Genomic DNA, 16,401 nt, shown 5'->3' on the forward strand with positions numbered 1-16,401 from the left:
CTGTAAATTTAGTGTTTTCTATAATATAAGTTTTACCTTTTTCCAAGCTTTTCGTGTTTTTCGAATCTCGCCGGGCCTTTTTCAAACCTCGCCGGGATCAGGACGGAGTTCGTCGGGGCCGTCGGGGCCGTCGCTCCGCGGAACGCCCGGCCCGGCCGCAGTCTCCTCGTAAACCTCCTCCCCTCCATCGAAGAGCGACGGCTTCCCGGGCGTTTCCCCGGCGGAGCGTTCCGCAGCCTTCCTGGCCTCCGCCTCCGCCTTCTCAGCCTCCCGGGCCTGGCGCCGCGCCTGACGCCGCGCCTTGCGCAACTTGTTCGTGAAACGGTCCCGGATCCGGTCCCGCAGGTCCCGCAGATTGTCGAAATCCTCCTTGAAATAGACTCCGATGCCGGTCTCCTGCAGACCCTGGTTTTCGTCAAAACGGTCGATCGTCTGCGTGAAGGCCTTCAGTTTCAGCGTCCCGGCCCGGTCGATCAGGTACGTAATATACGCCTCGCCCATGAAGTTCGACATCGACGAGTTGTTGTTCACCACCTCCTTGTTGTCGATCAGGTAGTTGCCCTCGATCTCCACGAACAACCGGTTGTTGATCAGACTCTTCGAGAGCCCGAAATCCACCTCGTCGCTCGTCAGTTCCGATTTCGGGCGGTAGCGGATCACCACGTTGTAGTCCGACGACGAGAGCCAGTTGCTCACCATGTTCGACACGAACTCCAGACCGGTGGCCGCCGAAACCGAACTGCCGATATTCGACGTATCCTGCGTCGTACCCTCGGACATGAAGCTGTTGAAGAGCAGCAGGTAGAGGAACTGCGTGTCGACCGTCTCGGGCGTCGACAGCGCACTGGAGACCACCGCCGCAGTCTCGGGGTCCGAACCCGGAACCCGGACGTCGAAGGCGATGCTCGGATTCGACAGAAAATCCCCGAGGTGGATCACACACTCCACCGGAACCGAACGGTCCCCGCCCAGATTCTCCGACGTGCCCTGCAGCAGCGGCTGCAGCGACGCCTTCACCTTGTACACCGCATCGATGTCCAGCAGGGCGTTCATCGGCGAACCCGTCCACTGGATCGACGACCCGCTTTCGATCGTGAAGCGCTTGTTGATGATCTGCTGCAGCGAGAGCATGAAACTCCCCTCCTCGATCGTATAGTCGCCGTTGATCATGAAGACGTTGTCCCGGGGGTTGATCTGCAGGTTCAGCGCCCCGGCACCGCGGCCCCGCACCGTATTGCCCGCCACGTCCAGCTCCACCTCCGCATCGGGCCGCACGTCCAAAGCCATGTCGATGTTCATCCGGCTCCCGGCATTGAATTCCGTGCGGCGGCGCCGTTCGAACGAGAGTTTGCGGCGCGCCACGTCGTCCAGCGTGTCGACCTTCTCCGGTTGCACGAAGACCACGAAATCCGCACTCGAAATGTTCGACTTGCTCGACAGCGGCATCACGAAGGTCGAATTCCCGTCCGTCGAGGCCGTGATCTGCATGTCGACCGAACCCTTGTCACCCCGGATGCGGGCCAGCCCCGAGGCGTAGACCTCGCCGTAGAAGAGGTCGTTGTCCTCGGCCGTGGTATTCAGCACCAGCATCCGCTGCGGCGCAACCCGCACATCGTAGGAGATATTCGAAAGATGCTGCAGGCTCAGGTCAAGATCGAACCGCCCGCGGTTGCCCTTCGGGTCGAAAATCGGCACGTTCGACGCCTGGAAGCGGTTGTTCCGGACCGTGAGCACCGCTTCGGGCATCGAGTAGCTCACGCGCGTGTAGTCGACCGTCGTGCGGAGGTCCCGCACGCGGATCTCACCCCCCAGATCGGCCATGCGGCCCTGACCCTGCAGCACCAGATCGGCCGACGCCACCCCCCGGGTCGAGGAGATCACCCCCGAAAGAATCGGGTCCAGAAGCCCCATGTCGAGGCTGTCGACACGCATCCGGGCATAGTAGCGGTTCCGCACCGGCGCGTAGAAACCCCGGATCAGCGTATCGCGCTTCACACGGTCGGTCACCGTCACCCCCGCCCGGTTCCGGGCGAAGTCCCAACGCGACGCCAGGCGCATCGGAGGGGCCGGAATATCGTTGACCTCCACGCTGTCGAGCAGGATGTCGGCCGTCACCTCCGCCCCCTTCAGGACCGATTTCATCATCGCCGAACCGTTCGTGCGGCCCTCGACATAGTAACCCATGCGTTCGGCGACCTGTGTGAAGGGCGAAAGGTCGAAGTTCTGCAGCCGCAGCGAGAGCGAATCCTCCCGGCTGCGCGAAGCCACGCCGTCGAGCAGCAGCTCCTGCTGGTCGTTCATCACCAGGAAGCGGTCGATCGTCACCCGGGCCGTATCGATCAGGATCTTCCGGGTGAAGATCTGCCAGGTTTTCGACCCGCGGGTGATGTGCGAAGGCTGGATATGCAACTCCACGAGGCGTCCGTTGGGGCCGTTTTCGTCAGCCACGCCGGCCCGGAACCCCACGAGTCCCGAAGTCCGGCGCACCGTATCGGTAAACCCGGCCGTCACCTGTACCCGGCCCTGGCGTGCCCCGCCCGTCAGCGACAACTGCGGCAGATGCAACACCCCCGCATAGAGGTCCTCGGCCGAGGCGTAGAGCACGAGCGAATCCCCGCGGTTCGAGGCGTTGACCGAAAGGCGCGTGGCGAGCATCCGACGCCGTTCGACATACTCCGACGAAGCCTTGAGCGAGAGCTGGTCGCTCGCCGGGTTGAAGAGCAGCTGCAACGACGAACCGTCGGCAATCTGGAGCCCGGCCGCCACGGCATCCGCCACGGGGTTGAAGTTGCGGATGTTGACCGACAGCAGCGAAAAGTCGTTCGCCACGGCGGTCTTGCGCCCCAGCGAGTCCAGCCCCGGATCGGCACGCCCCAGAATAGGAAGGTAGCGCCAGGCACTGCGCCGCAGGTATTCGAACACGGTGCGGTAGCTGGTTTTCGAGCGGAACGTCGCATCGGCGAAGTCCGAACGCAGTTCGACGAACTTGCTGTCGGCCGAGTTCTCGCCCCGCACGTCGATCTCCGAGGCCGTGACCTCCTTGTCGTTGTAGCGGTAGCGGGCGTCGGTGATCCGGATCCGGCCGTTCAGATCGTCGAGCGAGCGCCCCCCGGCATGGGCCTCGAGGAAGGCCGAGAGCCGCGACACCGAATCGCGTTGGTTGATATGGAGTTTGGCCAGATCGGCGTGTTTCAGATCCAGCGTGAAGTCGTAACGCGGCACCGAATCGTTGAGATCGACCTTGCCGAAGAAGTTGAACCCGAGGTTCGGGTCCCGGGCCGTGATCAGGCCGTCGAATTCGCGGTTGCGCAGGCGACCCGCAAGGCGCAGCGAATCGTAGACATAGCCGTTGAAGCTCAAGTTCGAGACATCGCCCACGATGTTGGCATCGGCAATCCCCCGCCCGATCATGCCGTCGACCCGGGCCGTAAGCGAGGCTTCGCCCAGCAGGTCTCGGCGGTCGAGCAGTTCGCCCAGGCGGAAACGGCGGGTCTCGACGCCGCCCCGGATGCTGCTCAGCCCCTGCTTGAGCGGCCGCATCGACAGATCGCAGGTCAGTTCGCCGATCCCGGTGGCAATCCGGGACTGCAACCCGAACGACGACAGGCTCCCCTCGAAACGGCCGCTGAGATCAATCCGCCCGGAATTCGAAACGATGCCGACCACACGCTCCGGGAGATGCCGCCCGGTGATGCCGAGCGCAATCCGGTCGAGGGCCCCCGCCGAGGAGCGCAGGTGCGAAACATCCAGATCGAAATGCGTCTTCCGGATATCCGGAAGCCCCTTCATGGCAATATCCGCCACGAGGGTCGTGCTGTCGCACAGCGTGAGGCTTCGGATCCGGCCCGTAAAGTCGGCAACCTGCCCCGTGAGTTCGAGATCGGCGTCGTCAAAGGTCAGGTGCCACTCCCGCAGGCGGGGTGCGAACCAGGCGATGTCGTCGCTCGAAACCCGCGAATCCCGCACCGCAGCGTCGATGCGCACCCGCCCGACGAAATCCCTGTACTCGTCCCAGGAGTTGCCCACGAGCGAAATGTAGGGAATATGGATGGCGGAGTTGCGCGTGAGGATTTCGGTGTCCTCGAACCCGAGGCAGCCCTGCGACATGTAGAAACGGCCCGAGAGGCGTTCCAGTTCGAAACCGCTCCGCTCGCGGGCCGAAAGCCGCTCGATCGAGGTATAGATCGCCTGCCCGTCGATGGTGAAGTCCTCGACGAAGGCCGCCAGGTCGTAGAGGTGCATGTGCGAGAAGTCGATCCCGAACTCCGGGTCGCGGCGGTCGAGGCGCTCCAGGCAGAGGTCCATCCCCTCGACCGAGGCCTTCCGGAACGCCAGCCGGAAATTCCCCTTTTTCGGGCGGTCGGGGTTCGAGATGCGCTCGACGACCTGCTTGATGTTCATCTCCCCCGAGGGGGTCTGGCGCAGGTAGAGCCTGGCATCGGCGATCGTGCCGCGGCTGAACTCCAGCCCTCCGCCCAACAGGCCGAACCGCGTGACGTAGGCATCCAGGTGTCCCACATAGAGCAGCGTATCGCGCTCATAATCCTCGACATAGAAGCCGTCGACACGGATCTTCGAAAAGAGCCCTATATCCACGCGGTCGATCGAAACGGTGGTCTGCAGGTGCTCCGAAACCGCCTCCGCGAGCCGGTCGACCACGAAGTTCTGCACCCGCCGGATGTCGAGCAGCAGCGACACGCCCAAGGGAAGAATTATCAGCAACAACACCGCCGCCGAGAACACCATTCCCAATATTTTTATACCTTTGCGCATCGGAACACCGTTATAACTGGCAAAGTTAGCGAAAATAGTTAAAATAACAGCGAAAAACCGGATGGATATTACAATTCTCGGCATCGAATCCTCGTGCGACGACACCTCGGCGGCCGTCCTGCGCAACCACGTCCTGCTCTCGAACGTCATCGCCTCCCAGGCCGTGCACGTCAAATACGGCGGCGTGATTCCCGAACTGGCTTCCCGCGCCCACCAGCAGAACATCATTCCCGTGGTGGATACCGCCCTGCGCGACGCCGGGCTCACGGCCTCCGACATCGACGCTATCGCCTTCACGCGCGGCCCCGGACTCGTCGGGTCGCTGCTCGTGGGCGTGTCGTTCACCAAGGGCCTCTCCATCGCCCGCAACATCCCGATGGTCGAGGTCAACCACCTCCAGGGGCACATCCTCTCCCACTTCATCGACCTCCCGGACCGTACGCTGCCCCACCCCGACTTCCCGTTCCTGTGCCTGCTCGTCAGCGGCGGGCATACGCAGATCGTGCGCGTGGACTCCCCGCTCGACATGCAGATCATCGGCACGACGATCGACGACGCCGCGGGCGAAGCCTTCGACAAGTGCGCCAAGGTCATGGGGCTCCCCTACCCGGGCGGCCCGGTAATCGACCGGCTGGCCAGGGAGGGCGACCCCAAGGCCTTCCACTTCGCACACCCCCGGGTCGAGGGGTACGACTACTCGTTCTCCGGACTGAAGACCTCGTTTCTCTACATGTTGCGCGACGCCGTGGCCCAGGACCCCGACTTCATCGAACGCCACAAGGCCGACCTCTGCGCCTCGCTGCAGTCGACCATCGTCGAGATCCTGCTCGACAAGCTGATCCGCGCCTCGAAGGAGACCGGCATCCGCGACATCGCCATCGCCGGCGGCGTCTCGGCCAACTCCGGGCTGCGCAACGGCATTGTCGGGACGGGACGCCGCCGCGGCTGGAGAACCTTCCTCCCGGAGTTCAAGTTCACGACCGACAACGCCGCGATGATCGCCATGGCCGGTTACTACCGCTACCAGCAGGGTGAATTCTCCTCGCTCGACGTCTCGCCCGTGGCCCGTCTCGAAGAGCTCCAGCACGCCGAATAATCCCGCAAAATCAAAACCGACAACACCATGCAGATCAAACAACTCCTCCGGACGGCAGCGGGGCTTCTGGCCTCGGGCGGGCGGGGGCGGGACGCCTCTTTTTCGGAACCGGGGGCCAGCGTGCAACAGCCGTTCATCGCTCTGTTCCCGAAAAATTTACAACCGGAAAAGTTGCACAAATTCCGGCAATTCTCTATTTTTGGCAGAAATATTCCAATACAAACTTCAAACCCTGACTCCATGATGAAAAAGCTCCTCGCCTGCGCACTGTTTGCCATTGCATCGTGCACCATCGTCTCGGCCCAGAACAAGGGCGAAATGTATGTCGGCGGAATCCTCGGCGTCTCCACGTCGTCCTTCAGCGCCGATGAGACCTCCACATCCCAGACCTACTTCCGGATCGCTCCGGAGTTCGGATACTTCGTCCGTGACAACCTCCGGGTCGGCGGATCGCTCGGATACAGCATCGCGCCGCTGGAGGGCAGGACCACCCACACGGTAACCATCGGTCCCAATGTCGCCTACTACGTCAAGGTATGCGATCGAATCTACTATGTCCCGGAAATCGGACTGGGATTCGCATACGCCTCCTTCGACGGAGTCTCCGGCGTCGGACTCGATTCCGAATTCAAATTCGGGGCCTTCGAATACCGCCATTCTGCCAAATGGAGCCTTTCGCTGAATCTCATGTCGCTCGATTATACCACGCTGTCGTTCTCGGGAGAGAATGCAACCAGCAACGACGTGGCATTCCAGCTCGGCATCAACCCCACCGTCGGCTTCAAGTTCTACTTCTAAGCCCGAGTCGGCCCGCACCCTGCGGTCCTCATAGCGCCAGACACCCCTGCCGGAGCATCCGACAGGGGTGTTTTCGTGAAGAGAGGGAAGGCACCGGACCGGGAGAAACGGGGCCGGGAGAAAGGACCGGGAGAAAGGGCCAGGAACGGGGCCAGGAACGGGGCCAGGAACGGGGCCAGGAACGGGGCCAGGAACGGGGCCAGCGAGGGAGGGCCAGCAAGGAGAAGCAAATGCCGAACAGGAGTCCGGAAGCGGTTCCTCACGAAAAGGGGTCCTCACGAAAAGTGCACCCCGCGGAGGCGCTTGCGGCTGCGATCCGAAAACTCCCGCTCGACAATCCCCGTCACGACATCCGCCGCATCGTGCCAGCGATTCGCCCGGAACCGCCGCCGATAGGTCGTCAGATGGGCGTAGAGATCGGGCCAGCGGAGGTTCCAGCCCCGCGGCCAGCGCACCAGATGCAGGGCCGTGGCGGCATTCGAGAGGATCCGCGCCTCCTTGTTGCCGCTCTGGTGGAACCACTCCACCCGCACGTCCCGCGCCAGTGCCTGCACCGCCCGGGCAAAACCCCGCCCGCCGTTGTTGCTCTCGATCAGCGCCTGACGCACCCCCGACCGCACGAGCAGATCCCCCACCAGCGGCTCGGTCTCCTCCATCGACGCCCGCGAATAGACGGCATCCGTCACGTAGATCAGCCCGTCGGCATCCACCGCATAGGAGATCGAACACAGGTAGTCGTCGCCCGTGTCGGCCGTATCGGTGTAGTTGGCCCGGCGCACGATCTCGCGCGGCAGGTCGTCGTACTCCGTGAAGTTCAGGCCGTAGAGCAGCCCCTCGCGGACGGTCGGGTGGCCCTGGTACATCGCCTCGAACTGCACGGGGTCCAGCCGCCGCTTGGCCGCCAGCAGCGTCGCACCCTGCTGCGCCTCCCACAACGCCTCGCCCGGCTGACGCGGGTCGAGCTCCGTGGGCGGCGAGCCCTTCAGCGCCTCGAAGTTCAGGTGCAGCCACCCCTCCGCCAGCGGACGCTCCATCTGCGACCATGCGTGCAGCTCCTCGACCGGCTCGCGGCGCAGCAGCGTCCCGATCAGATCCTCCTCGTGCCACCGCGTGAAGACGATCAGTTCGCGCGAGGCGTTGTGCATCCGCGTCCGCACCACCGAGGTGTACCACTCCCAGCAGTTGGCCCGCACGAGCGGCGAATTGGCTTCAAGCGCATCTTTATATAAGTCGTCCAAAATAAAGCAGTCCACGCGGTTGCCCGTCAGCGAGCCCTCGCGGCCGACCGACAGCAGACCGCCCCGGCGGCCGATAATCTCGACCTCCTCCGATGTGCGGATATAGCCCGGCGGTTTGGTCCCCTGCTTGATGCAGGTCTCCGGGAAGAAGGTCCCGTATTCGCGCGAGTCGAGAATGCGCTGCACCCGGCGGTTGAATTTCGAGGCCAGCGACCCCGAATAGGAGGCGATCGCCACCCGCAGGTCGGGATCCAGCCCCAACAGGTAGGCCGGAAGCAGGGTCGTCGCCCCGACGCTCTTGCCGTGCTGCGGCGGCATCGTCACGATCAGACGCCGGATCCGCCCCTCGGCAAAGGCCTCCAGCACCCGGTAGTAGACCCGGTGGAAGGGTTGCAGTTCGAGAAACGGGTAGACCCCGAGTGCAAACTCCGAAAATGCCGGAGGGGATGGCGGTGCGGCCGGAAAGGCCAGTTCCCCGATGTCGGGTACGAAAATCTCTGCGGGAGCGTTTCCCGCAGAGATCGATTCGGTTGTTTTAGCCATTGGGTTGGAATTTGGGGCCGGAAACCCGGTGCTGGCGGCGCCGCGACGGGCGGATCCCCGGCCGATGGAAACTGAAAACAGGCTCCGGAGGGTGGCGCCGCACCCGGGAAGGAAGAGCCGGAGCCCTGTGACGGCCGCATCGCGGACCGCCACCCGAAAGCGGTCAGAGAAAGGACCGCAGATCGGAGAACGAAAAGTCGTTCAGGAACTCACCCCCGTCATCCGAGGTGTGGAACTCCCACCAGACCGGAACCAGATCCGAAATCTCGTCCCGATCACCCTCCGGATAGCGGACCCGCTCCCGGCAGACGATCACCGAGGCCGTCAGGCGGCACGCCACCTCGCCGAAATCGAAGGTCAACGTCCCGGAAAAGTAACTCCCGTCGCCGATCGCATCCCGCAGGCGCGACGCCACTTCAAGGTAAAGTTCCGTTGATACCGAATACATCATTGAATACAAAGGTTTTTTGCAAAATTACTTTGCAGAAGAAAAATAAATTGTTTAACTTTGCAGAGACAAAGATAAGTTCAAAATTTGTATTTTGTGCAATAAAGTTCAAATATTTTATATCATTTTTTTTGATCGAATGCCATGAACGAACGGGTAAAACTGATACGGAAGCAGCTCGGGATGACGCAAGAACAACTGGCACAACGCCTTGGAATCGGAAAAGCCGCCCTCTCGATGATCGAGACCGGAAAGGCCGGACTCTCGACCCGGAACCGGAACATTCTGGTTCAGGAATTGAACGTCAATCCCGAATGGCTCGAATCCGGCGTCGGGGAGATGTTCAACGCCGAACCCGACCTGACCGCCTACATGCACCGCACGGACAATTCACTCCCCCTGCAGAGCGTCCCCCTCTACTCCATCGAGGGAACGGCAGGACTCGTCCCCCTCTTCACCGACCGGCAACAGCAGAAACCCGTCAACTTCATCCACATCCCCAACCTCCCGAAGTGCGACGGGGCCATCTACATCGTCGGAGACTCGATGTACCCCCTGCTCAAAAGCGGCGACATCGTCCTCTACAAACAACTCAAAAACATCGAAGACATCTTCTGGGGCGACATGTACCTCCTCTCGATCGACATCGACGGCGAAGAGTACATCACCGTAAAGTACATCCAGAAATCCGAACGGCCCGGATATGTGAAGCTCGTCAGCCAGAACCCCCACCATGCCGACAAGGAGGTCGAAATCGCCCGGATCCGCGCCCTCGCACTCGTCAAGGCCAGCATCCGCATGAATTCCATCCGCTGACCCCGAAATCTCCTGTAAATTATTTCGGTTCCGTATCGTACAATTCCGTTTTTTTTATTATCTTTGCAAGGATCGAAATTGGTTTGCCAATTTCAAAAAGGCAGCCCAATTTCACCGGAAACAGACACAATATATTAATTTTCAATACATCACATGAAAACCAATTACGAAATCCGCTATGCTGCGCATCCCGAAGATGCCAAGCATTACGACACGGCCCGGCTGCGCCGCGACTTCCTCATCGAAAAGGTATTCTCGGCCGATGAAGTCAACATGGTCTATTCGATGTACGACCGCATGATCGTCGGCGGCGCCATGCCCGTCCACGAAACCCTCCGCCTCGAAGCGATCGACCCGCTCAAGGCACCCTACTTCCTGACCCGCCGCGAGCTGGGTATCTTCAACGTCGGAGGACCCGGCGTCGTAACTTCCGGAGACAAAGCCTTCGACCTCGACTACAAGGAAGCCCTCTACCTCGGGGCCGGAGACCGTGAGGTCACCTTCGCAAGCAAGGACCCCAAGAACCCCGCCAAGTTCTACTTCAACTCCACCACGGCCCACTGCTCCTATCCCGACAAGAAGGTCACCAAGGCCGAGGCCGTCGTTGCGCACATGGGCTCGCTCGAAGGATCGAACGACCGAAACATCAACAAGATGCTCGTCAGCCAGGTGCTCCCGACCTGCCAGCTCCAGATGGGTATGACCGAACTCCTCCCCGGCAGCGTCTGGAACACCATGCCCGCTCACGTACACTCCCGCCGCATGGAGGCCTACTTCTATTTCGAAGTCCCCGAGGAGCACGCCGTCTGCCACCTCATGGGACAGGTCGACGAGACCCGTCACATCTGGATGAAGGGCGATCAGGCCGTCCTCTCGCCCGAATGGTCGATCCACAGCGCCGCGGCTACCCACAACTACACCTTCATCTGGGGTATGGGCGGTGAGAACCTCGACTACGGAGACCAGGATTTCTCGAAAATTACCGATTTGAAATAATAAACATATCCAACTAATACCTAATAAAACATGGTAAACTTTTCACTGGAAGGTAAGGTTGCCCTCGTAACGGGCGCCTCCTACGGAATCGGGTTCGCGCTGGCTACCGCATTCGCCCGCCAGGGCGCCAAGATCGTCTTCAACGACATCAAACAGGAACTCGTCGACAAAGGCCTCGCCGCCTACAAGGAGGAGGGTATCGACGCCAAAGGATACGTCTGCGACGTAACGAACGAAGAGCAGGTCAACGCCATGGTCGCCCAGATCGAAAAAGAGGTCGGCGTGATCGACATCCTCGTCAACAACGCCGGAATCATCAAGCGCATCCCGATGGTCGAGATGAGCGCCAAGGATTTCCGCCAGGTGATCGACATCGACCTCAACGGTCCGTTCATCGTCTCGAAGGCCGTCATCCCCTCGATGATCAAGAAGGGGCACGGAAAGATCATCAACATCTGCTCGATGATGTCCGAACTCGGCCGTGAGACCGTTTCGGCCTACGCCGCAGCAAAGGGCGGTCTGAAGATGCTCACCCGCAACATCGCGTCCGAGTACGGCGAGTACAACATCCAGTGCAACGGCATCGGCCCGGGCTACATCGCCACCCCGCAGACCGCGCCGCTGCGCGAGCGCCAGCCGGACGGATCGCGCCACCCGTTCGATTCGTTCATCGTGGCCAAGACGCCCGCTGCACGCTGGGGTACGCCCGAAGACCTGATGGGTCCGGCCGTCTTCCTCGCATCGGAGGCTTCGGACTTCGTAAACGGCCACATCCTCTACGTCGACGGCGGCATTCTGGCCTACATCGGCAAGCAGCCGCAGTAATCGGGGGGGGGCCGTGAGAGGCCGCAGCCCGAAATCGGAAAAGGCTGTCTCTGACTGGGAGACAGCCTTTTTCGTTGTCGCACAGGGGGGGGGTATGGGAAGGACGGGGGGGCAGGGCCAGGGAACCCCGCAAAGGTCCCTCGCCCATAGTACCCCTTTCCCAGAGGGGCGGTTTCCCAAATCGGTTCGCAAAAAAATTTAATAACTCGCAGTACCTCCGGATCGAAATATTTTTCATCATCCCCCATTACAAAAAACCATTCAAAAGCCATTAGAAATCACACTCTTTAAGCAAAATCCACCCGAAGGCCGCATTCAAACGGCCCGAAACGCCGAAAAATACACCCGAGAAAGAACGTTTTGCAAATTTATTTCCTATATTTGATGTAGTTTGATTAAGATTCTTTGAGTATCAAACCATTAAGAAGAACTTGCATGAGAATGGGCAATGGATAAGAAATTGCTAACTTGTTTTATTACACTATATTCCTCATGCTTTTCAAATAACTCTTTTCTAAGTGCAAAGATACGATTTTTTCTCCAATTATAAGAATCCGTACCTTAAAAACTATCTATGTGATAAAGATAATGACATAACAGATTCGTAGCCGAGTTCACCAAACCACAGGCAAAGGTAACTCGTGTTCTTTTCGTCCAAGCAAGGTCAAGCCCTGCGGGTGTCGTGGAAAAATCATCCTCGCCCCGTGGGGCTTTCTGTATTTTTCCACACAACCTTGCCTGACGAGAACACGACCTTTTAGAGCCTGTAGTTTGGGAACTCCGGCCCCGAATAGCCGGACTAACAAAAAATATATAATGTTATGTCACAAGCAGTATTAAACAACAGTCAAGCAACAGGTCACACCGACCTGCTATCAGGTATCTTGAAGGTACAAGTGAGAAACGAAGAGAAGATTACGGAGCAAGACCGTATCTATTGCCAGAATCAGCAGGACGAGCTTTACAAGACGCTCGACCAGATTGCCTGGTGGTACAACATCTTCAAGAGAGAAGCCGAAAAATATGAGGGTAAAATCAAACTCAAGCACGAGCCGAACGGTAAGATTACCACAAGCAGCTATGACCTCCACTATCGCTACAATAATGACGAGAAGGATTATACCCATCACGAGTTTACTCCTTTCAAGAACATCAATGAGTTGGTGGATAGCCGTCATAACGCTATCAGAAACTTTATCAACCGCATCATCGGCTATTTCAATAACACCTACAGTGTCTCTGTTGAAGCTCCAAAGATTGATGAGAAGACTCTCCCGATAGACTTTCGACCTGTATATAACACCTATGTAGATGTGGTTATCGAACATCTCGGAGGCAAGAGTTTCCGAGATACTGCCGAGGAAGAACTTATCAAACGCTTCTTGCAAACTGTCAGACCTTCTTGCTGGAGCAAGGTGAAGCCTGAACTGAAGAAGGATAAAATCATCTTCCCCGACATTGTTACTTGGGATTCTATCCATTATCAGTATTACAAGGAATATGACTTCGAATATGACTCTGACCGTAAGGTGAGCCAGTTCTGCGAAGGCATTGCTTTCGGTGCAGATGATGTACTCTGTGGCAGTATCGAGATGATTATGGGGCTTGACACCCGTAATGTAGATATATCCCGTTGGTACGACCTGACAACAACCAACGCCTTGAACATGAAGTTCTATGCCAATGGTCGTATCGATGTCAAGTTCAAGGACAGTGCAACAGCAGAGAGTTGTTTCAAGCGACTGCGACTAAATGAAATCAAACTAAGAGACGAGAACTGATGACCACACGATATGTATGACACTCCGTAGGTACTGCCTGCGGGGTGTCTTTCGTTTTTATCCACTTCAATCATTACAGCCATGTATGCCATCATACCACAACAGATACCGCAAGGCAAGCGTGCAGAGATCAACGAGAAGATTCTCTTTGCCATCAACTCCGGTAAGGATATGATTCCTGCGGAGAGTATATACAACTGCTATACGGGTATCGGAGGACTGCACAACCTCAAGCAGTCGGACTTCGCCAGCTACCACGAGTATGCCGAGGCAAAGAAGGAGTTTGAGATGGGACAGTTCTTCACACCGCACGAGGTATGTCGGGATATGGTAGATGTACTCTCTCCCACATCATCGGAGATGATTCTCGATATGTGTTGCGGTATGGGCAACTTCTTCAACCATCTGCCCAACCAACACAACGCCTATGGCTTTGACATAGACAGCAAGGCTGTGGCAGTGGCAAGGTATCTCTATCCCGATGCACATATCGAGAAGTGCGACATACAGCAGTACCACTCCGAGCAACGCTTTGATGCCATCATCGGTAATCCTCCGTTCAATCTGAAGTTTGACTTCCGACTATCACAGGAGTATTACATTGACAAAGCCTATCATCTGCTCAATCCTGCAGGGTTCCTGATGATCATCGTCCCTGCCTCTTTTATGCAGAACGAGTTCTGGGAGAAGAGCCGTGTAGGAAGAGTAAACGAGGACTTCTCCTTCATCGGACAGACAAGGTTAGCACCTCACGCCTTCACTTCGGTAGGTGTAGATAACTTCAACACCAAGATAATGGTCTTCCTGCGTCGTTCACAGCATATAGAGATGAATCCCTACAATGCCGAGGAGTTTGTCTCTATGGCAGAACTCAAGGAGCGTGTGAAGAAAGCCCGTGAGATGAAGCACCGCCTGCGTCTTGACCTTATGCGTGAGACCAACCGCATAGACAAGGAGGAGTTGGAACAGTTCGAGTACAAGCTCGCCAAGTATATGTACGAGTTGAAGGCTCACGCAAGGCTCAACAAGCATATCGACAAGGCTGTAGCTCTTGTTACCAAGTTTCGTAACCAGAAGCCTCCTGAGAATGCCACCAACGAGCAGATGAAGGAGTGGGAACGCAAGAAGCTCACTACTGCCAAGGTACTTGCCACCATACGCAAGTATATCACCTCACAGAATGTCGTACCACGCAAGGAGGTGGCATTGGTAAAGACCTCCTACGGCTTCAAGCTCAAGCAGTATGCACCACGACTGCTTGATAAGGTGGAACACAAGGCGGCAAGCATCAATGACCTCATATTGGATAGCACAGCGCTGCCTATGCCTGAGATAGCAACCGAAGAGAATATGCGACAGATACGCATTGCGGGGCGTATTATCCGCCGTAAGCGTAGGCTCTACGATATACAGAACCAGCCATTTTCGGATATGGAAACGGACGATACTCTTGCCGAATATCTCGATAATGCCACCTTCGTAAACAAGGATGGCGAGGTATGCGAGTTTACCCGATTGCAGAAGCACGACCTGAACCTTGTGCTTCAGAAGCGATACGCTCTGCTCAACTGGCAACAAGGCTCCGGCAAGACTGCCGCTGTATATCACAGAGCCAAATACCTGCTCAAATATGGCAAGGTACGCAATGTTGTGATACTTGCCCCTGCCATTGCCACCAATATGACCTGGACTCCGTTCCTCGCCATCAACAAGGAGCGATACAGAGTGATACGCACATACAAGGATCTTGAAGATGTGCCGAGAGGTATCTTCCTGCTGCTATCCACCTCTATGGTAGGCAAGCTCAAACGCGACCTTATGCGGTTTGTGAAACTGTCCTCAAGGAAATTATGCCTCGTGTTCGATGAGTCGGATGAGATTACCAATCCGTCATCACAGCGTACAAGGCATATCCTGACAGTCTTCCGCAGACTCAAGTACAAGATTCTCGATACGGGAACAACCACCCGTAACAATATCGCAGAGCTATACAGCCAGTTTGAGTTGCTCTATAACAACTCGGTCAATATGACTTGTTGGTGCAGCAGTATCTACCACGAGAACCGAGATAAGGAGATAGAGTGTGAAAGAAACCTCCATTGCGGAGAGCCGTTCCCAGCGTTCAGAGGTCATGTGCTGTTCCGTGCCTGCCACTGTCCGGGCAAGGCAACGGTATTCGGCATAGAGAAGCAGAATCAGGATGTCTATAACAAGGAAGAACTCTTCGACCTCATAGGCAAGACCATCATCACCCGTAAGTTCCGCGACTTTGCAGGCGAGAAATACAAGATACGGACTCATACCGTAAGCCCTTCAAAGGGTGAACACGAGGTATATCGTGTCATCATTGAGGAGTTCTGCCGTATATGCGAACTATACTACAATAGCACGGGTGATACAAAGAAGGATGCAGGACTGAGGCTTATGCGGCAGATCAAGCTGCTTATCAAGGCTTGCTCGGTTCCACACCTCATATCGGGATACTACGGCGATGACTATCCGAGCAAGACACGATACATAGAAACATTGATACGGAAGATACCGGGCAAGGTAGCCATCGGCTGTACCACACTTGCCGCCTTTGACCTCTATGAGAGTTATATCCGTGAACGCTTTCCCGACAGACCGATATATGTCGTGAAGGGAGATGTGGCATTCAAGAAGCGTCAAAGCATCGTGACGGAGTTCGACTCTACCATCAACGGTATACTGATATGCACGCAGCAGAGCCTGAGCAGTTCGGTAAACATACCCACCTGCAACGATGTGATACTGGAGTCACTGCAATGGAACATACCCAAGATGGAGCAGTTCTACTTCCGCTTCATACGCCTTGACTCCAAGGAGATGAAGGATGTGCATTATGTCACCTACGAGGACTCCGTTGAGCAGAACCTGATGGCATTGGTACTCACCAAAGAGCGTCTCAACGAGTTCATCAAGACGGGAGAAGTGAAAGAGCAGTCGGAAATCTTCGAGGAGTTCGATATCACAATGTCCGTAATAGACAGTCTGCTGATACGCTCTACGGACAGCGAGGGTAAGATACATATCAGCTGGGGAAGCCAGCGAGTAACAAGTTAAACA

General features: G+C 57.3%; 10 protein-coding genes. 7 read left to right on the top strand and 3 right to left on the bottom strand.

Going from position 1 to position 16,401, the window contains the following annotated elements; all coding sequences use genetic code 11:
- Nucleotides 1-81: 81 nt before the first annotated feature.
- Nucleotides 82-4,773 (bottom strand): translocation/assembly module TamB domain-containing protein, encoded by a 4,692-nt coding sequence (locus tag ABGT65_RS13955; protein WP_346702982.1) that lies wholly within the window; start codon nucleotides 4,771-4,773, stop codon nucleotides 82-84.
- A gap of 61 nt (nucleotides 4,774-4,834) precedes the next feature.
- Here ABGT65_RS13955 and tsaD point away from each other — a divergent pair, with 61 nt between their 5' ends.
- Together tsaD and ABGT65_RS13965 are read left to right on the top strand one after the other, a co-directional pair.
- Nucleotides 4,835-5,869: a tRNA (adenosine(37)-N6)-threonylcarbamoyltransferase complex transferase subunit TsaD gene (gene tsaD, locus ABGT65_RS13960; protein WP_346702983.1), complete on the top strand. Its 1,035-nt coding sequence runs from the start codon at nucleotides 4,835-4,837 to the stop codon at nucleotides 5,867-5,869.
- A 240-nt stretch (nucleotides 5,870-6,109) separates the two neighbouring features.
- On the top strand, nucleotides 6,110-6,667 hold the full coding sequence (locus ABGT65_RS13965; RefSeq protein WP_346702984.1) for an outer membrane beta-barrel protein: 558 nt from the start codon (nucleotides 6,110-6,112) through the stop codon (nucleotides 6,665-6,667).
- Between the two features lie 275 nt (nucleotides 6,668-6,942).
- On the opposite strand, the gene terL is transcribed toward ABGT65_RS13965, so the two are convergent.
- Nucleotides 6,943-8,448 (bottom strand): phage terminase large subunit, encoded by a 1,506-nt coding sequence (gene terL, locus ABGT65_RS13970; protein WP_346702985.1) that lies wholly within the window; start codon nucleotides 8,446-8,448, stop codon nucleotides 6,943-6,945.
- Nucleotides 8,449-8,611: 163 nt separating this feature from the next.
- Nucleotides 8,612-8,899: a hypothetical protein gene (locus tag ABGT65_RS13975; protein WP_346702986.1), complete on the bottom strand. Its 288-nt coding sequence runs from the start codon at nucleotides 8,897-8,899 to the stop codon at nucleotides 8,612-8,614.
- Between the two features lie 141 nt (nucleotides 8,900-9,040).
- Between ABGT65_RS13975 and ABGT65_RS13980 the strand changes: the two genes are divergently transcribed.
- From ABGT65_RS13980 to ABGT65_RS14000, 5 genes are all read left to right on the top strand, one after another.
- Nucleotides 9,041-9,712, top strand: a complete 672-nt coding sequence (locus ABGT65_RS13980) for an XRE family transcriptional regulator (protein WP_346702987.1) — start codon at nucleotides 9,041-9,043, stop codon at nucleotides 9,710-9,712.
- Nucleotides 9,713-9,865: 153 nt separating this feature from the next.
- Nucleotides 9,866-10,708, top strand: a complete 843-nt coding sequence (gene kduI / locus ABGT65_RS13985) for a 5-dehydro-4-deoxy-D-glucuronate isomerase (protein ID WP_346702988.1) — start codon at nucleotides 9,866-9,868, stop codon at nucleotides 10,706-10,708.
- A gap of 30 nt (nucleotides 10,709-10,738) precedes the next feature.
- The gene (locus ABGT65_RS13990) at nucleotides 10,739-11,533 is read left to right on the top strand and encodes a gluconate 5-dehydrogenase (RefSeq protein WP_346702989.1); all 795 of its coding nucleotides are present in this window, start codon (nucleotides 10,739-10,741) and stop codon (nucleotides 11,531-11,533) included.
- An 821-nt stretch (nucleotides 11,534-12,354) separates the two neighbouring features.
- Nucleotides 12,355-13,314, top strand: a complete 960-nt coding sequence (locus ABGT65_RS13995; RefSeq protein WP_057327246.1) for a hypothetical protein — start codon at nucleotides 12,355-12,357, stop codon at nucleotides 13,312-13,314.
- Between the two features lie 81 nt (nucleotides 13,315-13,395).
- Nucleotides 13,396-16,398, top strand: a complete 3,003-nt coding sequence (locus tag ABGT65_RS14000) for an N-6 DNA methylase (protein WP_289540255.1) — start codon at nucleotides 13,396-13,398, stop codon at nucleotides 16,396-16,398.
- The last annotated feature ends 3 nt before the right edge of the window (nucleotides 16,399-16,401 follow it).

It is taken from the genome of uncultured Alistipes sp. (assembly GCF_963931675.1).
In the GTDB taxonomy this organism is placed as follows: Bacteria; Bacteroidota; Bacteroidia; order Bacteroidales; family Rikenellaceae; genus Alistipes.